This window comes from Actinoplanes sp. CA-051413 (assembly GCF_050955795.1).
Taxonomy (GTDB): Bacteria; Actinomycetota; Actinomycetes; order Mycobacteriales; family Micromonosporaceae; genus Actinoplanes.
In genome coordinates this window covers 7,298,192-7,318,041 of sequence record NZ_CP192100.1, presented here as the reverse complement: position 1 = coordinate 7,318,041, position 19,850 = coordinate 7,298,192, and the positions used below count along the sequence as shown (strand labels likewise).

At 71.7% G+C, this 19,850-nt stretch carries 21 protein-coding genes; 13 read left to right on the top strand and 8 right to left on the bottom strand.

The annotated features are described in order from the left end of the window. Nucleotides 1–44: 44 nt before the first annotated feature. From ACQP2Y_RS34430 to ACQP2Y_RS34400, 7 genes are all read left to right on the top strand, one after another. Complete coding sequence (locus ACQP2Y_RS34430) at nucleotides 45–368, top strand: hypothetical protein (RefSeq protein WP_360553364.1); 324 nt, start codon at nucleotides 45–47, stop codon at nucleotides 366–368. Between the two features lie 61 nt (nucleotides 369–429). Beyond that, nucleotides 430–1,251 (top strand): DUF1206 domain-containing protein, encoded by an 822-nt coding sequence (locus ACQP2Y_RS34425; RefSeq protein ID WP_433720102.1) that lies wholly within the window; start codon nucleotides 430–432, stop codon nucleotides 1,249–1,251. Between the two features lie 102 nt (nucleotides 1,252–1,353). Next, nucleotides 1,354–2,541 carry a mechanosensitive ion channel family protein gene (locus tag ACQP2Y_RS34420; RefSeq protein WP_433720100.1) on the top strand — a complete coding sequence of 396 codons (1,188 nt, stop codon included), beginning with the start codon at nucleotides 1,354–1,356 and terminating at the stop codon, nucleotides 2,539–2,541. Between the two features lie 74 nt (nucleotides 2,542–2,615). After that, complete coding sequence (locus ACQP2Y_RS34415; protein ID WP_360553347.1) at nucleotides 2,616–3,050, top strand: phage holin family protein; 435 nt, start codon at nucleotides 2,616–2,618, stop codon at nucleotides 3,048–3,050. Then, nucleotides 3,047–3,514: a DUF3618 domain-containing protein gene (locus ACQP2Y_RS34410; protein WP_360821607.1), complete on the top strand. Its 468-nt coding sequence runs from the start codon at nucleotides 3,047–3,049 to the stop codon at nucleotides 3,512–3,514. The genes ACQP2Y_RS34415 and ACQP2Y_RS34410 overlap by 4 nt, the downstream gene beginning before the upstream one ends. Then, nucleotides 3,511–3,783, top strand: coding sequence for a DUF4235 domain-containing protein (locus ACQP2Y_RS34405; RefSeq protein ID WP_360821605.1), 273 nt, complete (start codon nucleotides 3,511–3,513; stop codon nucleotides 3,781–3,783). Before ACQP2Y_RS34410 ends, ACQP2Y_RS34405 begins: the two co-directional genes overlap by 4 nt. Nucleotides 3,784–4,045: 262 nt before the next feature. After that, a complete protein-coding gene (locus tag ACQP2Y_RS34400) occupies nucleotides 4,046–4,249 on the top strand; it encodes a cold-shock protein (RefSeq protein ID WP_007458127.1) in 204 nt (67 codons plus the stop codon). A 1,255-nt stretch (nucleotides 4,250–5,504) separates the two neighbouring features. Here the strand turns inward: ACQP2Y_RS34400 and ACQP2Y_RS34395 are convergent. Then, a complete protein-coding gene (locus tag ACQP2Y_RS34395; RefSeq protein WP_433720097.1) occupies nucleotides 5,505–5,735 on the bottom strand; it encodes a hypothetical protein in 231 nt (76 codons plus the stop codon). Then, complete coding sequence (locus ACQP2Y_RS34390; protein WP_433720095.1) at nucleotides 5,722–6,699, bottom strand: aldo/keto reductase; 978 nt, start codon at nucleotides 6,697–6,699, stop codon at nucleotides 5,722–5,724. Before ACQP2Y_RS34390 ends, ACQP2Y_RS34395 begins: the two co-directional genes overlap by 14 nt. A gap of 66 nt (nucleotides 6,700–6,765) precedes the next feature. Here ACQP2Y_RS34390 and ACQP2Y_RS34385 point away from each other — a divergent pair, with 66 nt between their 5' ends. After that, the gene (locus tag ACQP2Y_RS34385; protein ID WP_433720093.1) at nucleotides 6,766–7,536 is read left to right on the top strand and encodes a trans-aconitate 2-methyltransferase; all 771 of its coding nucleotides are present in this window, start codon (nucleotides 6,766–6,768) and stop codon (nucleotides 7,534–7,536) included. A 9-nt stretch (nucleotides 7,537–7,545) separates the two neighbouring features. Next, a complete protein-coding gene (locus ACQP2Y_RS34380; RefSeq protein WP_433720091.1) occupies nucleotides 7,546–8,565 on the top strand; it encodes an adenosine deaminase in 1,020 nt (339 codons plus the stop codon). Here ACQP2Y_RS34380 and ACQP2Y_RS34375 read toward each other — a convergent pair. The 4 genes from ACQP2Y_RS34375 to ACQP2Y_RS34360 all read right to left on the bottom strand — a co-directional run bounded on the left by ACQP2Y_RS34375 (nucleotide 8,559) and on the right by ACQP2Y_RS34360 (nucleotide 13,323). Beyond that, nucleotides 8,559–8,744: a hypothetical protein gene (locus ACQP2Y_RS34375; protein WP_433720089.1), complete on the bottom strand. Its 186-nt coding sequence runs from the start codon at nucleotides 8,742–8,744 to the stop codon at nucleotides 8,559–8,561. The genes ACQP2Y_RS34380 and ACQP2Y_RS34375 overlap by 7 nt on opposite strands. 10 nt (nucleotides 8,745–8,754) lie before the next feature. Next, the gene (locus ACQP2Y_RS34370; protein WP_433720087.1) at nucleotides 8,755–10,971 is read right to left on the bottom strand and encodes an RICIN domain-containing protein; all 2,217 of its coding nucleotides are present in this window, start codon (nucleotides 10,969–10,971) and stop codon (nucleotides 8,755–8,757) included. Between the two features lie 244 nt (nucleotides 10,972–11,215). Continuing rightward, nucleotides 11,216–12,529, bottom strand: a complete 1,314-nt coding sequence (locus tag ACQP2Y_RS34365) for a HAMP domain-containing sensor histidine kinase (protein WP_433720085.1) — start codon at nucleotides 12,527–12,529, stop codon at nucleotides 11,216–11,218. A gap of 104 nt (nucleotides 12,530–12,633) precedes the next feature. Beyond that, the gene (locus ACQP2Y_RS34360; RefSeq protein ID WP_203766725.1) at nucleotides 12,634–13,323 is read right to left on the bottom strand and encodes a response regulator transcription factor; all 690 of its coding nucleotides are present in this window, start codon (nucleotides 13,321–13,323) and stop codon (nucleotides 12,634–12,636) included. A 108-nt stretch (nucleotides 13,324–13,431) separates the two neighbouring features. On the opposite strand from ACQP2Y_RS34360, the gene ACQP2Y_RS34355 reads away from it, so the two are divergent. Together ACQP2Y_RS34355 and thrS are read left to right on the top strand one after the other, a co-directional pair. Beyond that, the gene (locus ACQP2Y_RS34355; RefSeq protein ID WP_433720083.1) at nucleotides 13,432–14,355 is read left to right on the top strand and encodes an ADP-ribosylglycohydrolase family protein; all 924 of its coding nucleotides are present in this window, start codon (nucleotides 13,432–13,434) and stop codon (nucleotides 14,353–14,355) included. Nucleotides 14,356–14,412: 57 nt separating this feature from the next. Further along, entirely contained in the window at nucleotides 14,413–16,401 is a 1,989-nt protein-coding gene (gene thrS, locus ACQP2Y_RS34350) for a threonine--tRNA ligase (RefSeq protein ID WP_433720081.1), read from the top strand. 28 nt (nucleotides 16,402–16,429) lie between these two features. Here thrS and ACQP2Y_RS34345 read toward each other — a convergent pair whose 3' ends face one another. After that, a complete protein-coding gene (locus ACQP2Y_RS34345) occupies nucleotides 16,430–17,410 on the bottom strand; it encodes a hypothetical protein (RefSeq protein WP_433720079.1) in 981 nt (326 codons plus the stop codon). Between the two features lie 161 nt (nucleotides 17,411–17,571). Between ACQP2Y_RS34345 and ACQP2Y_RS34340 the strand changes: the two genes are divergently transcribed. Next, a complete protein-coding gene (locus ACQP2Y_RS34340; protein WP_433732177.1) occupies nucleotides 17,572–18,048 on the top strand; it encodes an HIT family protein in 477 nt (158 codons plus the stop codon). On the opposite strand, the gene ACQP2Y_RS34335 is transcribed toward ACQP2Y_RS34340, so the two are convergent. After that, nucleotides 18,019–18,600 (bottom strand): TetR/AcrR family transcriptional regulator, encoded by a 582-nt coding sequence (locus ACQP2Y_RS34335; protein WP_433720077.1) that lies wholly within the window; start codon nucleotides 18,598–18,600, stop codon nucleotides 18,019–18,021. The genes ACQP2Y_RS34340 and ACQP2Y_RS34335 overlap by 30 nt on opposite strands. Nucleotides 18,601–18,654: 54 nt before the next feature. Here ACQP2Y_RS34335 and ACQP2Y_RS34330 point away from each other — a divergent pair, with 54 nt between their 5' ends. Further along, nucleotides 18,655–19,845, top strand: a complete 1,191-nt coding sequence (locus tag ACQP2Y_RS34330; protein ID WP_433720075.1) for an FAD-dependent monooxygenase — start codon at nucleotides 18,655–18,657, stop codon at nucleotides 19,843–19,845. Nucleotides 19,846–19,850 lie beyond the last annotated feature (5 nt).

Genomic DNA, 19,850 nt, shown 5'->3' with positions numbered 1-19,850 from the left:
TCGCCAGCCTAGGGTGGCTTGCGGCCCGTACTCTTGATCGGGTGATGAACACCGCAGCACCGCGCATCGCCGCCCTGTTCACCTCAGCCGTCCTCGGTCTGACCCTGCTGGCCGGATGCAGCAGCGACAACGTCGACTGCGGCCTGGACCAGTGCACCGTGACCCTCGACCGCAGCACCAGCGCGAGCGCCAGCGTGCTCGGCGTGGAGGCCAAGTTCGTCAGCGCCGACGCCAACACCGTCACCCTCGAGGTGGCCGGCGAGCAGGTCCAGCTCACCAAGGGACAGCAGGCCGTGGACGTCGGCGGCCTCCAGGTGTCGCTGGACAGCATCACCGCCGACCAGATCGGCTTCCAGGTTTCCCGCTAGCAGGTCCGGGTGGCACGGGTGGCAGGTTTCAAAAATGTTGCCCCAGGTCAATCTGGGCAGCATGTCTGCCACCCAGCAAGCCCGGAGCACCGCGTCGCGTGCTGCCGACAGCAAACCCCTCGAATATCTCGCCCGCGGTGGCTTCATCGTGTACGGCGTCATCCACCTGCTCTTCGCCTGGCTGGCCCTGCAGGTCGCCCTGGGCGACTCGAAGGGTGAGAGTGACCAGTCCGGCGCGCTGCAGAGCCTGGCCGGCAAGCCGTTCGGCAAGACGATGCTGGTGATCGCCGTCATCGGCATGATCGCCCTGGCCCTCTGGCAGGCTTTCGAGGCCGCCATCGGCGAGAGTGGCCCGCAGGACAAGGAGGCACTCGCCGAGCGCGTCGTCTCCGGCGTCCGCGCGGTGATCTACCTGTCGTTCGCCTGGATCGCCATCCGGGTGCTGCAGGGCGCGAACGCCTCCACCGGCGACAGCCAGGAGAAGGGCGCCTCCAGCCTGATGGCCAACTCGGGCGGCCGCTGGCTGGTCGGGCTGATCGGCCTCGTGGTGGTCGGCGTCGGCGTCGGCCTGGTGATCTACGGCGTCACCAAGAAGTTCGAGAAGCACCTCAACACCCAGCAGATGAGCCCGTCCGTCCGCAAGACCACGCGTCGCCTCGGTGTCGCCGGCTACTCCGCCAAGGGCGTCGCGTACGCGATCGCCGGTGGCCTGATCGTGGCCGCGGCCGTGACCTACGACGCGGAGAAGGCCCGCGGCCTGGACGCGGCGCTGCGCCTGCTGGCCGAGCAGTCGTACGGCCCGTGGCTGCTGGGCCTGGTCGCGCTGGGCATCGCGGCCTTCGGTGTCTACTGCTTCTCGCAGGCTCGCTACCGCAAGGTGTGACGCAGAACCAAGCTCGAAGCGGGTGGAAGACGTGTCTTCGCACAGGCGGGCAGGGCAAGGTAGAGCGCTGGCAACGACCCCTGAATTCTGGAGAGGGAACCCGTGACCAGCGTGCTCACCGCCCTGCTCGCCGTCGTCATCGCGGCGGGTGCGGCGATCGTCCTGGTCGAGGCGGTGCACTGGGTCGTCAAACGGCTCGGGCGCCGCTCGACCCTGCTCAACGACCTGGCCAGTACGGCGCACAAGCCGTTCCTGACCAGCGTCACCATCTACGCCGTGCAGCAGGCCGTCCGCACCTACGCCGGTGAGTTCACCGGCCGGGACGGGGTGCTGCACGCCCTCGTCCTGCTGGTGATCGCCTCGGTCGCCTGGCTCGTCGGCGCGTTGCTGCTCGTGCTGGAGGACGTCGCCCTGGCCCGCTGGCGGGTCGACGTCCCGGACAACATGAAGGCCCGCCGGGTCAAGACCCAGGTCGTGATAATGCGCCGGGTCACGATCGCCGCCATCGTGGTGCTGACCATCGGCGTCATGCTGATGACCTTCCCGGACGTACGAGCCCTGGGCGCCAGCGTGCTCGCCTCGGCCGGCGTGATCAGCGTCATCGCCGCGCTCGCCGCCCAGAGCACCCTGGGCAATCTCATCGCCGGCCTCCAGCTCGCCTTCAGCGACGCGGTCCGCATCGACGACGTGGTGGTCGTCGAGGGGGAGTGGGGCCGGATCGAGGAGCTGACCCTGACGTACGTCGCGGTGCAGATCTGGGACGACCGCCGGCTGATCCTGCCGACCTCGTACTTCACCACCAAGCCGTTCCAGAACTGGACCCGTACCGGTTCCGCCGTGCTCGGCACCGCGGAGATCGACGTCGACTGGTCGGCGCCGGTCGAGCCGATGCGCGCCGAGCTGCGCGCCGTCTGCGAGGGCAGCGAGCTGTGGGACGGCCGGGTCTGCGTGCTGCAGGTGACCGAGGCGACCGGCGGCATGATCCGGCTCCGCGCCCTGGTCAGCGCGCACGACGCGGGTTCCCTGTGGGACCTGCGCTGCCTGGTCCGCGAGCGCCTGGTGACCTGGGTCTTCGAGCACCGGCGCGACTCGCTGCCACGGCTGCGCGCAGACCTTTCCCAGGGTGAACGGGCAGTGCCCGCAAGCGCTGTCACCGCGCCGGCGGACGACACCGCCACCCACGACGACGCCCGCGTGTTCAGCGGCGCCGGGGACGGTGACGAGCGTGCGGCGGCCTTCAGTGGTCCGGAAGAGCAGACATCTGCCGCCACGTCCGGTATCAGGCAGTAATTTCGGCTCCGGCAGGCGAGGATTGACCAGGCCCTGTGCAGGGCATAGAGGCTCCATTGGGAAAGGAGGACACCATGGCCGATGTCCTGAACGGTAGCCCGGCCCGTCCGGGGACCGACCAGTCCACCTCGGAATTGGTACAGAAGGCGAGCGAGCAGATCTCCCGCCTGGTCAAGGATGAGATCGCGCTCGCGAAGGCGGAGCTCACCGAGAAGGGTAAGCACGCCGGCATCGGTGTGGGTCTGTTCGGCGGCGGAGGGGTGCTGGCCCTGTACGGCGTCGGCGCGCTGTTCGCCACGCTGATCATCGTCCTCGACCTGTTCCTGCCGCTGTGGCTGGCCGCACTGATCGTGACCGTGGTGCTCTTCGCCTCGGCCGGCGTGCTGGCGCTGCTCGGCAAGAAGCAGGTCACCCAGGCGGTCCCGCCGGAGCCCTCGGCCGCCATCGCCAGCGCGAAGGCGGACGTCGACGAAGTGAAGCACGCGATCAAGAGCAGGAGCCGGGCATGAGTGACAAGAACGGGTCCACGTCGGCAGGCAAGCCGGACGTGGCGGCCCTGCGCGAGGACATCAAGCAGACCCGCGCCGAGCTCGGTGAGACGGTCCAGGCCCTCGCGGCCAAGGCGGACGTCAAGGCCCGGGCCAAGGAGCAGGTCGAGCAGACCAAGCAGCGGGCCAAGGCGCAGGTGCACGAGACGACCGGCAAGGTCCGCGAGGCTGCGGCTGCCGCGGTCGGCGTCGCGTCCGAGAAGGTCCGCACCGCCAAGGCGCAGGCCGGCGACAAGGTCGCCCTGGCCGGCGACAAGGTGAAGGAATCCGGCGCCCTGGACAAGGTCAAGGAGTCGGGCGTCCTGGACAAGGCGCAGGACGCGCGCGTCCAGGTGCAGCGCAACCCCATCCCCTTCGCCGCCGTGCTCGCGGCCGGGGTGGCGCTGGTCGGCATCATCCTCATCGTGCGCGGGAGGCGTAAGTGAGCAACAAGCTTCAGAAGGTGGCGTACAAGCCGGTCGGCCTGTTGCTGGGCATCGGGGCCGGCGCGGTCGCGGGCTTCGTCTTCAAGGAGATCTGGAAGTTCGCCTCCGGGGACGACGACGCCCCGAACGCCACCGATGAGGACCGCGGCTGGGGCGAGATCATCGCCGCGGCCGCGCTGCAGGGCGCGATCTTCGCGACGGTCAAGGCCCTCGTCGACCGCGGCGGGGCGGCCGGTGTCCGCAAGATCACCGGGGAATGGCCCGACTGATCGATCGCCTACATAGACGCACGTCGAGGCCTCCGGCGCCGCTCAAGCGGCGCCGGAGGCCTTTTCCGGTTCTGTCCAAGTCGACGGGATTCGGCTGAGGGGCAGCTTTCGGGCTGGTTCTTCGGGTACAGTGTGGCCAGTTTTCGTGTACGTGGTTCAGAGGCTCGTCCTGCTGAAACGCCGCCCCTCGCGGCGGCCGCTGCGCGGAAACGACCATCGGCCCCGCATCACCGGGCCGGCATTTTCAGAAGGAGAGTTCAGCATGGCGCAGGGAACCGTGAAGTGGTTCAACGCAGACAAGGGCTTCGGCTTTATCACCGTCGATGGCGGGGGTGCTGACGTGTTCGTCCACTTCTCGGCCATCCAGACGAGCGGCTACCGCAGTCTGGAAGAGAACCAGCGGGTCGAATTCGAGATCGCCCAGGGCCAGAAGGGCCCTCAGGCGGAGCAGGTTCGCCCGCTCTGAGACCATCCTGCCGGCGGCGACGCCGGCCGCCGATCGCCTGGCGGAGATCGGCCTGAGTGACCCCGCATCCCTTCTTCGAGGGGTGCGGGGTTTTTCTGTGTGTTTTTTTGGTCGTTGCGCTGGGGGGCTTGGGGGCGGGGATGACCCACGCAGACCGTCAGGCTTGATATCTGCGTGGGTCATCCCCGCCCCCAAGCCCGTTGTGGTCACCCTGGTTGGTTCGCCGGCGGCATCACAACTGCGACTGAACGGCCTCAGCAAGCGCGGGCCCCAACGAGCTGGGCCACCGTGTGCCCCGCCATCGAGGCAAGCTGCCAGCTCGGCGCCGTCACTGGTTCCCGACAGTGCCTCACCTGCCACGTGCGTCGAGGTGACGTGCGGCCAGGGCCGCTCCGCCGCGCCGTCCGGAGCCGCGTGTGCGGGGGGTGTGGGGCGGAGGCTGCCTTTCGGCGTCGTCTCCTGCTGCGGTCGCGTGGTTGGTGGCCTGGCCGCCTTCGCTGGAGCTCAGGTTGGCACTGGCTTCCCCTCGTCGGGTCAGGCTGACGTGCAAGCCCGGCATGTGGACACTGCGAGCGGCCACGACACCGAATGCCGGCCGAGCCGTGCTTGCCGTGCATGGCCAAGCCGTGCCGTGCATGGCCAAGCCGTGCCGTGCCGTGCCGGGCCGTGCCGTGCCGGGCCTGGCCCCGCCGTGCTTGGGCGAGCTGCGCCTGGCCGGGCCGTGCTTGGCCGAGCCGTGCTTGGGGTGAGCTGTGCTTGGTGAGTTGCGCCTGGCCGAGCTTCGCTTGGGTGAGCTGCGCCTGGTCGGGCCGTGGCTAGGCGAGCGGTGCTAAGGCCAACGACGCTTGGCCGAGCCTCACCCACGAGCTGCGCCTGGGAGACCTGCGCGTGGGCGAGCCAAGCCTGGGCCAGCTTTGCGTTGGACCAGCCTGGCCGGGCCAGCCGCACCTGGGCCAGGCTGCGTCGGCATCGCCGGCCCGAGCTGCGGACTGCGAGCTGCGGGCTGACCCTCGTGCGACCAGAAGGCCTGCCTCGGCCGGGGATGGCTGCGGACTCCCTGATGGACCGGCGACGCCGACCCTCCGAGGAGCCCGAGGGATCCCGCCCGGCCGGAAAGCTGGCAGGGGACCAGAAAGCCGGACCACAGCGGGCTTGGGGGCGGGGATGACCCACGCAGATATCAAGCCTGACGAGCTGCGTGGGTCATCCCCGCCCCCAAGCCCCCCAGCGCAACCCAGGCACGAAAGCAAAAGACCTACGGCTGAGACTTACTACGGGCCCGGATACGAACCCCGAGGACGATCAGCACCAGCCCCACCACAGCGACGATCGGCCCGATGACCGCCCAGATCGTCACGCCGCTCATCACGCTGCCGCCGAGCAGGTCGAGGCCCTGAGCCGTCCACAGCACGCCCAGCACCACGCCGAGCAGGCCCGCGGTCAGCCACGGCCAGCCTTTCATCGGCGTGCCCTCACCAGCGGTCATGGACCTGGGGGCGGATCAGCTCGTCGTAGACCGACCGGACCACCTCGTGGGCCTCGTCGCCCAGCGGGGCCAGCTCGGCCGCCGCGGCGTTGGCCCGGGCCTGCTCCGCGTTGCGGGCGCCGGGGATGACCACGGTGACCGCGGGCTGGTCGATGATCCAGCGCAGTGCGAACTGGGCCATGGTCGCGCCCGTCGGGACGTGCGGCAGCAGACGCCGGACCGCCTGCAGGCCGGTGCCGAAGTCGACGCCGGAGAAGGTTTCGCCGACGTCGAAGGCCTCGCCGTGCCGGTTGTACGTGCGGTGGTCGTCCTCGCTGAACGTGGTGTGCTCGTCGTACCGTCCGGACAGCAGGCCGCTGGCCAGGGGCACCCGGGCGATGATGCCGACGCCCGCCTCGGCGGCTGCGGGCAGCACCTGCTCCAGCGGCTTGAGGCGCAGCGCGTTCAGGATGATCTGGACGCTTGCGGTGCCCGGGCGGGCGATGGCCGCCAGTGCCTCGTCGACCTTCTCGACGCTGACGCCGTACGCCGCGATGCGCTTCTCCTGCACCAGGGTGTCCAGCGCGTCGTAGACCGCGTCGGTGGAGAACACCGGGGTGGGCGGGCAGTGCAGCTGCACCAGGTCGAGGGTGTCGACGCCCAGGTTGGTGCGGGAGCGGTCGGTCCAGGCCCGGAAGTTGTCCAGCGTGTAGTTGGCCGGCTCCTGGGCCACCCGGCGGCCCATCTTGGTGGCCACGGTGAGCTGCGGCTTGTCCTTGATGAACTTGCCGATGACCTGTTCGCTGCGGCCGTCGCCGTAGACGTCGGCGGTGTCGATGAAGGTGACGCCGGCGTCGACCGCCGCCCCCAGGGTGGCGAGCGCGTCGTCCTCGCTCACGCTGCCCCAGTCGGCGCCGAGCTGCCAGGCGCCGAGTCCGATCACGCCGACGGTGCGCCCCATGCGGGCGAAGCTGCGATTTTCCACGCCGCCGAGCCTAGTCCGCCGATGGTACGCTGCAAAAAAGACGTACGTACGGTTTGGAGCATCGCCATGTGGGATCCCACCGTCTACCACCGCTTCGGTGACGAGCGCGCCCGCCCGTTCCACGACCTCGTCGCCCGGATCGGCGCGCCGCACCCGCGGGCCGTCACCGACCTGGGCTGCGGCCCCGGCGAGCTCACCGCGAGCCTCGCGCGGCGCTGGCCGGACGCCCGGATCACCGGCCTGGACTCGTCGCCCGAGATGATCGGCAAAGCTCGCGCGCTCGACGCCGGCGTGGAGTTCGCGGTTGCTGATGTGGGCGACTGGCAGCCCGGCCCCGACACCGATGTGGTCGTCACCAACGCCGTCCTGCAGTGGGTGCCGGAGCACCGCGCGCTGCTCGAGCGGTGGATCCCGGCCCTGCCGCCGGGCGCCTGGTTCGCGATGCAGGTCCCCGGCAACTTCGACGCACCCTCACACCGCGCCCTGCGTGCGCTGGCCCGCAGCGCCCCGTACGCGGACACCGTCGGCGACATCGTCCGCGAGGCGCCGGTGGACGACGCCGTCGGCTACGCCGCGTTGCTGACCGGCGCCGGAGCCGCCGTGGACGCCTGGGAGACCACTTACATCCACCTGCTCCCGGACACCGGGCCCGAGCACCCGGTGCTGCGCTGGATGGAGGGCACCGCGCTGCGGCCGGTGAAAGCCGCGCTGGACGATCCGGCGTGGCGCGAGTTCCGGGTCGCGCTCGGTGCCACGCTGACGGCGGAATACCCTGCCCGCAACGGGTACGTGGCGTTCCCGTTCCGCCGGATCTTCGCGGTGGCGACCATCGCCTAGGGGGAGAAGTTGACCGATCTGACCGCCTTCATCGCCGGACTGCCCAAGGCCGAGCTGCACGTGCACCACGTCGGCTCGGCGTCGCCGCGGATCGTGGCCGAGCTGGCGGCCCGGCACGAGGGGGACACCCCGGTGCCGGCCGACCCGGGCGCCCTGGCCGACTACTTCGCATTCCGCGACTTCGGCCACTTCATCGAGATCTACCTGAGCGTGGTCGACCTGATCCGCGACGACCAGGACGTCCGGACGCTGACCTACGAGGTGGCCCGCGAGCTCGCCCGCCAGCAGGTCCGCTACGCCGAGCTGACCGTGACGCCGTACTCGCACGTGCGGCGCGGCATCCCGGCGCCGGCGTTCTGCGCGGCCATCGAGGACGCCCGGGCCGGTGCCGCCGCCGACTTCGGGGTCGACCTGCGCTGGTGCTTCGACATCCCCGGGGAGGCCGGGCTGGCCGCCGCCGAGGAGACGCTGCGGATCGCGCTCGACGAGCAGCCCGCCGGCCTGATCAGCTTCGGCCTCGGCGGTCCCGAGGTGGGCGTGCCGCGGCCGCAGTTCAAGCCGTACTTCGACAAGGCCCGCGCGGCCGGGCTGCACAGCGTGCCGCACGCGGGCGAGACCACCGGGCCGGAGACCATCTGGGACGCGCTGCGCGACCTCGGCGCCGAACGGATCGGGCACGGCATCGCCGCCGCCCGGGACCCGCAGCTGATGGCCTACCTGGCCGAGCACGGGATCCCGCTGGAGGTCTGCCCGACCTCCAACGTGCGGACCCGGGCCGTGCCCAGCATCGACGAGCACCCGCTGCCGGTCCTGGTCGCCGCCGGGGTGCCGGTCACGATCAACTCCGACGACCCGCCGATGTTCGGCACCACCCTGGAGGAGGAGTACGCGGTGGCCGCCCGGCTGCTCGAGCTCGATGCCGCCGGGGTGGCCGGCCTCGCCCGTGCGGCCGTGCACGCGTCGTTCCTGCCCCCGGCCGGCAAGTCAGCGCTGCTGGCCGAGATCGACGACTACGCCGCCGGTCAGTAGCCGGAGGAGTGGAAGCCCGCGTAGAGCGGCTCCTGCCACAGCGCCAGCACGGCGAGGATCCCCAGCACCAGGACCGTCACGATCCGGACGACCCGGCGCCGGTTGAACCGGCCCGGGTCCTCGTCCGGCTCCAGCTCCGGATCGGTGCGTACGTCGGTGTCCAGCATCGTCACTCCCATCGCCCGGATCTCAGCCGGGAACCGCCGTCCAACTCTGGTGCCGGGCCTGCTCCGGCTGTTGCAGGACGAGCAGCCGGGAAGCGCCGAAACGCTGGCTGCCCACGCCGGCGACCAGGCCGCCGGCGGTGGTGCGCAGACTGAAGCCGTAGTCCGTGGCGAACAGCGACCACCGGCCGCTGCCGGCCGAGGTGCAGTCGCCCTGCACGAGCGGCGCACCGGCCACCGGGTTGCCGTCCAGCGGGATCACGCACTTGCCGGTCGCCCGCGACTGCAGGGAGAACGCGCCGGCCGCGGCCGGGACCAGCTTCCACTGCTGCTGCGAGTCGCCGTCCGGGCCGCCGAGCGTCACCGGGGTGCCGTTGGCCGTCCGTGCGGCGTACAGGTCCGCCGCACCGCCGGTGAGCGAGTTGGTCAGGACGAACCACGTGTTCGCGGCGGGCCTCGCCGCGGGGGCCGACTGGGCGGTGCCCTTGGCCAGGTAACCGTTCGTGCTGCGGATCGCGACCTGGTACTTGGCGTCCGGGCGCAGGCCGATCAGCTTGGCCCGGGTGGCCACGGTGGTGGCGATCTTCACGCCGTCCACCTCGACGTCGTAGCCGGCCTTGGGCCCGGCGGCGCTCCAGGTGAGCCGTACGGAGGTGCTGTTGGGCTCGCGTACCTCGAGGACCGCCTGCACGCCCGGAGCCGCTGCCGGGGTCGTGGGGACCGGCGGTGGGGCGGCCGTGGTCGGGTCGGCCGCGGGAGCGCCGGTCGTGGGGGCCGGGACGCCGGGCGCGGTCGCGCCGGGCTCGGCGCCGGGCGGCAGCGCGTCGCCACCGCCGTCGGAGGCGTCGCCGCCGGTGGCAGTCGGCTCCGGGGCCTCCGGCCCCTCGGGAGCCGCCTTGCTGGGGGTCGCCCGCGGGGTCGCGTCAGGCTCGGCCGGTACGGCGTTCGGCGCGTCCGGGATGTCGTCGCCGCCGTCGCTGCGCAGCAGGAACTCGCTCTGCGCCACGTTCCAGTTGTCCGCCAGGTAGCTCTTCGGCTTCGGGTTCGTGTTGAAGTAGTCGTCGTGGCCGCAGTCGAGGCGGTCCTCGTGCTTCTTCGGGCAGACCGTACGCAGGGCGGTGTCCGAGCGGTCCTTGTTGCACATCAGGTCGTAGTCGTCGGTGCAGCTGCCGGCGCCGGTGGAGTTCGGCGAGTCCTGCAGCCGGGCGCCGAGCATCTGGGTCACCTCGCGCGCTGCCACCACCGAGCTCCAGCAGCCCGCGTCGACCCGGCCGTACGACGGCCCGCCGTTGTTGCGGTTGCCCAGCCCCGGCCGCTTGTCGGCGACGAAGGTGCCGATGCCGCAGTACACGTTCGTGTCCGCGAAGATCAGGTATTTGCGGTCGGTGCGGTTGTAACCGAGCGTCTGCAGCGCGTCGATGTTGCCGGTGAACGACTCCAGCGCCGCCTCGGGCACCTGGACCTCGGCGACGTCGACCCGGCACTGCGGCGTGGTCACGAAGCGCACGTGCCGCGAGCCGCCGGTCTCGGCCGCGCTCGCGTCGAAGATCTGGTCGACGCCGGCCGACCAGGTGCGCATCGAGCCGAGGAAGTCGGCGTAGCGGCTCGGGGTGCCGAACTCGTGCAGGTAGAGCACCTGGACCCGCTTGCCGGTGCGCCCGTCGCCCTCGCAGGCCACGTCGTGCGTACCCATGACGAAGTCGGCCTCGCCGGGAGCCGCGTCCGGGATCAGCGCCGGGGCGCCGGGTGACAGTGCGGAGCCGCCCTGGTCGCGGACGATCTCGGCGTCCGGGGGCACGGATGCCGCCTCGCGGGCCGGGTCGGCGGGCTCGGGCACCTTGGCCGTCACCGGGGCGACGTCGCGGGTGACCTTCAGGCCGGCCGGGGCCGGGTCGGGACCGTGGGTGCACGTCTCCTCGTCGAGCTCGTACACGCCCGCGCAGAGCGAGTCCTTGTCACCCGGCTTGAGCCCGAAGTAGACCAGGCCGAGGCCCGGGTTGTCGGCCGGCCGGGCGGCGTAGGTGATCCGCTCGCCGTCCTGGCCGTCGCCGTCACCGGTCCAGCCGCCGCCGACCACGCTCGGTCCGACCACGCCGCCGATGCCGAGCATCGCGACGCCCAGCAGCACCGGCAGCAGCCGGTGCGGGCGGGGATTGGCACGCCGGCGTCCCCGGTCGGCGGGAGCCCGCCGTCGCGAGGACGGCGCCTCCCCACGCGGCGCGGGACGTCGGTGGGTGGACAAACCATCTCCTCGTACTGCGGGGGCGCGGTGGGAGGGGGTTATGGGGTGACCACCTCCCACCGCGAGGTGGCCTGCCGGATCCGTGGTGTGGGGTCGTGCGTCGGGCTGCGGACCGGCCGGCCGGATGGGATCGGGGTAGACCCTGCCAGCCCGGGAGCGCCAGGGGAACGCCTTTAATACAGATCTAAGCAATCGTTGTACCGTCCGGGTTGTTTCGCGGGGCTCGGTGCGATGCGGCCGTTTTCTACGCGTCGTCCGTGCGTTGATGCGGCCACTTGCGCTTCACCGGATCCCGTTCCCGGGCCAGCCGGCCGACCAGGCCGAAACGGTTCACCTGTTTCGGTGCGGCCTCGGCGTCGGCCAGCAGCATGACGACGCTGGCCCCGCCCATCGCGGCCCGGTCCAGGCTCACCGAGCCGCCGGTGGCCTGGGCCGCCCGCCGCGCGATGTCCAGGCCCAGGCCGGTCGAGCCCTGCTCGCTCTCGCCGCGGCGCAGGGCCTTCTCCGGGTCGTCGATGCCCGGCCCCGCGTCGTCGACCCGCAGCGCGACCCAGCCGTCGCGGCGGCTGATGCCCACCTCGAACGCGGTGCCCTGCGGGGTGTAACGGAAGACGTTGCCGAGCACGGCGTCCAGGGCCGCGGCCAGCTCGGCCCGGGCCACCGGCACCGGGATGCGCAGGTGCGCGCCGACCACCCGGTACTGGCGGTCCTGGTCGCCGGCCAGCGCGGACCAGAAGACCATCCGGTCGCGGACCACCTCGCTGGCGTCGCAGAGCCCCTCCTCGGGCGCCGCGACCTGGGCGGCGACGGCCTGCCGGGTGGTGTTGATCAGCTGGTCGACCTCGCCCTCGAGGGTCACGATGGCCTGCCGGATGCGCCGGATCCCGCGCCGGCGGTCGAGCTCGGCCGCGGAGAACTCACCGATGTGGGTGTCGTCCGGGTCGAGTGCCTCGGCGTCCAGGCGCAGCACGGTCAGCGGAGTGCGCAGCCGGTGCGACAGGTCGGCGACCAGCTCGCGCTCGCTGGTGCGGGAGGTGACCAGGCGGTCGGCCATGCGGTTGAACGCGTACCCGGCCTCGGCCAGCTCGCGCGGGCCGGAGGGCTGGATGCGCACGCCGAGGTCACCGCCGCCGACGGCCATCGCCGCGTGCACCAGGTTGCGGACCGAGGCCACCGCGCCGCGGGCCAGCCGGTCGACCACGATCACCGAGCCCAGCACCAGCCCGAGCATGATGCCGAGCAATATCCACCAGTCCCGGGCTGTGCCCGCGCCGAGCTCCTCGTCGCTGACGAAGGCCTCGACCACCGAGGTCTTGTCGCCGGCGCGGACCGGCTCGAGCCGGACCAGCCCGTCCTCGGCCTCGATGACCAGCGCCTCGGTGCCCTTGGCGGCGTCCAGGACGTCGTCGGCGCCGGCCCGGGTGGCGCCCACGGTGTCCGGCGGGTGCACGACGAGCCCGCCGCCGGCGCTCTTGACCGCGGCGTCGACGTTCTTCTTGTTCGCGCCGGCGGCGATGGCGCCGGCGACCAGCGCGCTGCGCTGCTCGGCCGTGGACATGGCCTGGTCACGGTGGTCCTCACGCAGCTCCCAGCCCAGCGGGACGAGGAACGCGAGTGCGGCGATGGCGGTGGTGGCGGCGCTGACGTAGGCCAGCCGCGCCCTCAGTCCGGCGCCACCAACCGGAATCCGACCCCCCGCACGGTGCGCAGGTAGCGAGGCTTCGCCGCGGATTCGCCCAGTTTCCGACGTAGCCAGTACAGATGCACGTCGATCGTCTGGTCCTCGCCGACTGACGGCTGTCGCCATACCTCCTCCAACAGCTCACGGCGCGACACGACCCGGCCCGGGCGGGCGGCCAGGTACGCCAGCAGGTCGAATTCCTTGCGGGTCAGCGCCAGTGGCTGGTCGGCCAGGCTGGCACTGCGTTCGCCGACGTCCACCCGCAGCTCGCCGACCTCGTGCACGGCGGGCTGGGCGGTCCGGCTGGCCCGGCCGACGCGGCGCAGCACCGTGGTGATCCGCGCGTCGAGGTGGGCACCGGTGAACGGCTTGACCATGTAGTCGTCGGCCCCGGCGCGCAGCAGCCGCACCACGGTCTGCTCGTCGTCGCGGGCGGTGGCGATGATGATCGGGACGTCGGTGATGCCGCGCAGCATGCGCAGCGCGTCCGAGCCGTCCAGGTCGGGCAGGCCCAGGTCGAGCACCACCAGATCGGGGGTCTCGGCGGCCACCCGGCGCAGGGCGTCCAGGGCTGTGCCGACGGCGTGCACGGCGTGCCCCCGATCGGCCAGCGACCGGAGCATGGCGCCGCGCACGACGTGATCGTCTTCGACGAGCAACACCGTGGCCATGCAGAGAAGGTACTGCCCTTGGCAAGCCACGCCGAATCCGTCATCCAGAGGCAGCCGTCGATCACTCAGAGTCACCGGAAACCGGGCGCTATAGGATGGGGCGTACCGATGACCTTCACACTCTTTCCCGACGCACGTCTTGCCCTCGCCGCCGACAGCCTGGCCGGTCTCTCGGTCGGCGACGCGCTCGGCGCCCAGTATTTCGTCCCCGGCCATTACGCCGCGGACCTCTCCCGGGGCCACCTGCCCACCCCGCCGTGGCCGTGGACCGACGACACCGAGGAAGCCTGCTGCCTGGTCGCCGCGCTGACGGCCAGTGACGAGCTCAGCCTCGACCGGGACCACTTCGCCGACCTGCTCGGCCGGCACTTCGACGCCTACCGCGGCTACGGGCCGGGGGCGGTGGTCATGCTCCGGCAGATCCGCGAGGGCACCCCGTGGCCGATCGCCGCCGCGGCCGCCTTCGACGGTCAGGGCTCCGCCGGCAACGGCGCCGCGATGCGGGCCGCCCCGCTCGGCGCCTGGCACGCCGACTCGCTGGCCCACGCCGCGGCCCAGGGCGCCCGGGCGGCCGAGGTCACCCACGCCCACTCCGAGGGCATCGCCGGCGGGGTGGCGGTCACTGTTGCGGCGGCCATCGCGGCGGCGGCCCGCCTCGACGGTCACCGGCCCGAGCCGGCGCAGTTCCTGGCGGCTGTCGCGGGCTGGGTCGCCCCGGGACACGTGCGGGACGGCCTGGAACGGGCCCAGCGCCTCACCGACCCCGCGGAGGCCGCGTACGAGCTCGGCACCGGATCGAGGTCGACGGCGCCGGACTCGGTGCCGTTCGCCGTCTGGGTCGCCGCCCGGCACCTCGGCGACTATCCGGCCGCGATCACCGCCTGCGTCACCGCGGGCGGGGACGTGGACACCACCGCCGCGATGGCCGGGGGCATCGTCGCCGCGTACACCGGGGTGGACGGGATCCCGGCGGCCTGGCTGGCGGCGCGCGAGGAGCTGCCCGACTGGGTGACCGCGTCGCGCGAGGCCTGACCGGAGCGACCTACTAGCATCGTGCTCGACCCCGTTTTCACGCGAAGGAGAACCACTGTGTCTGCACCCCGTACCCCCGCCGAGGGCCTGGTCGTCCCGGCCGGGACGACGGCGGCCGACGCGGTGGCCGCCGCCGGCCTGCCCGCCGCCGGTCCGAAGGCGATCGTGGTCGTGCGCGACCCGGCCGGCCGGTTGCGTGACCTGGACTGGGCTCCCGAGCTGGACACCGAGGTCACCCCGGTGCCGCTGGACTCGCCGGACGGGCTCAACGTGCTGCGGCACTCGACCGCGCACGTGCTGGCCCAGGCCGTGCAGGACGTCTTCCCGGAGGCCAAGCTCGGCATCGGGCCGCCGATCGAGAACGGCTTCTACTACGACTTCGACGTGACCAAGCCGTTCCAGCCCGACGACCTGGCCAAGCTCGAGAAGCGGATGCAGGAGATCGTCAAGTCCGGCCAGACGTTCCGGCGCCGCGAGTACGGCTCGCTCGACGAGGCCAAGGTGGAGCTGGCGAACGAGCCGTACAAGCTCGAGCTGGTCGACATCAAGGGTGAGGTGGACGCCGACGAGGTCATGGAGGTCGGCGCCGGCGAGCTCACCCACTACGACAACATCGACAAGGACGGCAAGCGCGTCTGGGGCGACCTGTGCCGTGGTCCGCACCTGCCGTCGACCCGGATGATCGGCGCCTTCAAGCTGATGCGCTCGGCCGCCGCGTACTGGCGGGGCAGTGAGAAGAACCCGCAGCTCCAGCGGGTCTACGGCACCGCGTGGCCGACCCGCGACGAGCTGAAGGCGTACCTGAAGCTGCTGGAGGAGGCCGCCCGCCGCGACCACCGCAAGCTGGGCGCCGACCTGGACCTGTTCTCCTTCCCCGACGAGCTCGGCTCGGGCCTGCCGGTGTTCCACCCCAAGGGCGGCATCATCCGGCGCGAGATGGAGAACTACTCGCGCCAGAAGCACGAGGAGGCGGGGTACGCGTTCGTCAACACCCCGCACATCACCAAGGCCAACCTGTTCGAGACCTCCGGCCACCTCGACTGGTACGCCGACGGCATGTTCCCGCCCATGGAGATGGAGGGCGCGAACTACTACCTCAAGCCGATGAACTGCCCGTTCCACAACCTGATCTTCCGGTCCCGGGGCCGGTCATACCGCGAGCTGCCGTTGCGCATGTTCGAGTTCGGCACCGTGTACCGCTACGAGAAGTCCGGCGTGATCCACGGCCTCACCCGGGTCCGCGGCATGACCCAGGACGACGCGCACATCTTCTGCGCCGAGGAGCAGATGGAGGCCGAGCTCACCTCGCTGCTGACCTTCGTGCTCCAGCTGCTCAAGGACTACGGCCTGGACGACTTCTATCTGGAGCTGTCCACCCGCAACCCGGAGAAGTCGGTCGGCACCGAGGAGAACTGGGAGCGCGCCACCGAGACCCTGCGCCGGGTGGCCACCGAGTCCGGTCTGGACCTGGTGCCGGACCCGGGCGGCGCGGCGTTCTACGGCCCGAAGATCAGCGTGCAGGCCAAGGACGCGATCGGCCGCACCTGGCAGATGTCGACCATTCAGCTCGACTTCAACCTGCCGGAGCGCTTCGAGCTGGAGTATTCGGCGGCGGACGGCACCCGCAAGCGGCCCATCATGATCCACCGGGCGTTGTTCGGCTCGATCGAGCGCTTCTTCGGCGTGCTGACCGAGCACTACGCGGGCGCGTTCCCGGCCTGGCTGGCGCCGGTGCAGGTGGTCGGCATCCCGATCCGCGACGACCACGCCGACTACCTGGCCGAGTTCGTGGCGCGGCTCCGCAAGGAGGGCATCCGGGCCGAGGTCGACTTCTCCGACGACCGGATGCAGAAGAAGATCCGCACCGCCCAGCAGCAGAAGATCCCGTTCATGGCGATCGCCGGCGACGACGACGTGAACGGCGGCACCGTGTCGTTCCGCTACCGCGACGGCTCCCAGCGCAACGGGGTGCCGCTCGACGAGGCGGTCGCGCACGTGGTCGAGATCGTGCGCAGCCGGGTCAACACCGGGCCGGCCGCGGCCTGAGACATCCCCGCGTCTCCTGGGTCCCGCGTCAGCTCAGCGGCGGGATCCAGGAGTCCGGGTCGGCGCAGTCGCCGATGGTGAGCTCCCCGATCAGCGCGTCCAGCTCGCGCCGGGGGAAGAGCGACTCCACCGTGACGACACAGTGCTCGGCTTCCACGATCAGCCGGCCGCGGGGCTCGTACCAGGCCGGCAGCTTGCCGACCTGGGTCCGGCCGGTCAGCGCCGCGCGCTTGCGCTCCCAGTTCGCGTCCCGGGCGGCGGTCAGCACGGCGACCTCCAGGCCGCCCGGCAGTCCGTTGTAGACGGCCGCGCCCGACGGCGCGCGGGAGCCGGTGCTGAAGCCGACAGCGGTCTCTCCCCGGTCGATCCGGTGGTCCGGCGACCGGAGGTAGGTCAGCTCCAGGCCCTTGGGCATCCGGACGCCGAGGCGCAGCGGCAGCCGCAGATCACGGGGCGAGCCGAGGGTCACCGCGGCGGCGAGCCGGAGCAGGTCCGCCCGGGTGATCTTGTCCTTGGCCCGGGAGGTGTCGGCGTAGACCACGATCCAGGTGCCGGACGGGTCCCGCCGGCCCACCGCCGGCGTCTGCCACGGCTCGGTCTCCCCGACGGTGTGCCCGGCGAAGGAGAACGCTTTCAGGTAGCGGAGGTCGTCGATCTGCTCGGCACCGCGGAACTGGCTCTCGTCCAGCGTGCCCGGCGAGAAGGCGGTCACCTCACCGCCGTACGTGCCGTCGGGGCTGCTGCCCAGCCCGAGGTTCTGCACGGTGAGGGTCTGCCGGTCGCCGTCGGTGACGCTGGCGGTGACCACGTAGCCGGAGGTCTGGTTCACGTCGAGGGTGACCTGCCAGGGGCGGCGGCCGAGGCCGGCCGGCGCGGCCCCCGGTGCGACCGGCTCGTCGTCGCCGGTGCGCAGGGCGACCACGGTCGTCACCGTCACGCCGACCACCAGCACCGCCACGATCAGGCTCACCAGGACACCACGACGGTGCCGGATATGCGTCCCACGCATGGTCGTCCACCTCACTCGATCGCCGACACTCTATGACGAATGTCGATGTCCGGCGCGCACCGGGCGGGCACCGGGCGGGCACCGGCCCGGCTGACTAGGGTGGGAGGGTGAGTGACGCAGGGGAGCGGGACGGTCTCGACCGGCTCTGGACGCCGCACCGGATGGCGTACATCTCGGGGGCGGACCGGCCCGAGGGCGGTTACGAGGCACCGGCCGGCTGCCCGTTCTGCGTGGCGCCCGGGCTCGACGAGGGGGAGAGCCTCGTGGTGGCCCGCGGTGAGCACGTCTTCGCGGTGCTCAATCTGTATCCGTACAACCCGGGCCACCTGCTGGTCTGCCCGTACCGGCACGTCGCCGACTACACCGAGCTGACCGACGCCGAGACCGTCGAGCTGGCCGCTTTCACCCAGCGGGCGATGCGGGTCATCCGGCGGGCGAGCAGCCCGCACGGCTTCAACCTGGGGATGAACCAGGGCGCGGTGGCCGGGGCCGGGATCGCGGCACACCTGCACCAGCACGTGGTGCCGCGGTGGGGCGGCGACGGCAACTTCATGCCGGTGATCGGCCGCACCAAGGTGCTGCCGCAGATGCTCGGCGACACCCGCGCCCTACTCGTGAAAGCCTGGGGCGAGGCTTAGGGCCCGGATCCCGGCGGCGATCTGCTCCGCGGACGGCGCGCGGACCGGGTCGGTCAGCCACTGGGTCAGCACACCCGACATCAGGGCCATCGCGACCGCGCCGATCGTGCGTACCGTCTGCTCGTCGATCGTCTCCTCGTCCCGGCCGGTGAGCATCGCGGCCAGGCCGCGCCGCCCCTGCTCGATGCCCTCGGCGAGCTGGGCCTTGAGCTCGGCGGAGTGCTCGCTCTGCAGCATCGCCTCGATGCTGGCGAGCCACAGCTCGCGGTGGCTGCGGATGCTGCCGATCACCCGCTGCCAGTAGCGCACCAGCGGGTCCGCCGACTCGTCGCCGGTGGCGGTGGCCAGTGCGAGCCCGACCGCGTCGCCCCAGTCCTCGATCGCGCTGAGCATGGCCGCCTGCATCAAGGCCTGGGTGGAGCCGTAGTGGTAGCCGATCGAGCCGAGGTTGGTCCCCGAGGCCGCGACGATGTCACGGGCGGTGGTCCGCGCGTAGCCCTTCTCGTGGAGGCAGCGCTTCGCCCCGGCCAGCAACTCCTCGCGGTGTCCCATGGGCGCCATCCTAAGTTCTATACAAACGTGTAAGACGTTTGTATAGTAATTCGTATGACGCAGCGCGACGTACTCATCTCCGGCGCCGGCCTCGCCGGTCCCGCCCTGGCCCACCAACTGCACCGGTACGGCTTCCGTCCCACGGTCGTCGAGCGGGCCCCGGCCCTGCGCGACGGCGGCTACAAGGTCGACATCCGCGGCGCCGCCACCGACGTCCTCAAACGCATGGGCCTCTACCAGGCGGCCCGGTCGGTGGACACCGGCATGCGCTACGTGACCTACGTCCGGCGCGACGGCCGGCAGATCGCCAAGCTCGACGCCGACCTGCTGATGGGCCGCCGCGGCGACGACCTCGAGGTCATGCGCACCGACCTGACCCGGATCCTGTACGACGCCACCGCGGCCGACGTGGAGTACGTCTTCGGCGACTCGATCGCCACGATGACCGACGGCCCCGACGGCGTCGACGTCACCTTCACCAGCGGGGCCACCCGCCGGTTCGCCCTGGTCGTGGGCGCGGACGGGGTGCACTCGGCCACCCGGCGCCTGGCCATGGGGGAGGTGCCGCTGCGCTACCTGGGCGCGCACATCGCGTTCTTCGACGTGCCGAACGAGCTGGGCCTGGACCGGGAGGAGATCTTCTACACCGAGCCGGGCCGGATGGTCTTCGCCTACAGCACCGGCGGCACCGCGCCGGCCAAGGTCGGCATGGTCTTCGGCGCGGACGAGCCGGCGCTGGGCCGGGAGGTGCTGGCGGACCGGTTCGCCGGCCTGGGCTGGCAGGTGCCGCGCTTCCTCGACCTGCTGCGCAGCACCGACGACGTCTACTTCGACGCGCTCAACCAGGTCGAGCTGCCGCGCTACTCCGCCGGCCGGGTAGTGCTGCTCGGCGACGCCGCGCACTGCCCGTCACCGGCGGCCGGCCAGGGCACCAGCATGGCCCTGGTCGGGGCCTACCTGCTGGCCGGCGAGCTGGCCGCGGCGGCCGGTGACCACCGGGCCGCCTTCGACCGGTACGAGGCCAGGCTGCGCCCGTACGTGGAACGCAACCTGGCCTTCGGCGTCAAGATGGCCGGCGACATGGTCCCGGGCCGCCGGCTCTCGCTGGCGGTGCGCAACTACGGCATGCGCACGCTGAAGTACCACCCGCTCAAGCGGCAGATCATCGAGCGCGTCACCCGGCCGCTGCACGACGCGGCCAACGCCATCGAGCTGCCGTCCTACCCGATGGCGCCGGTCGCGTGAACGCT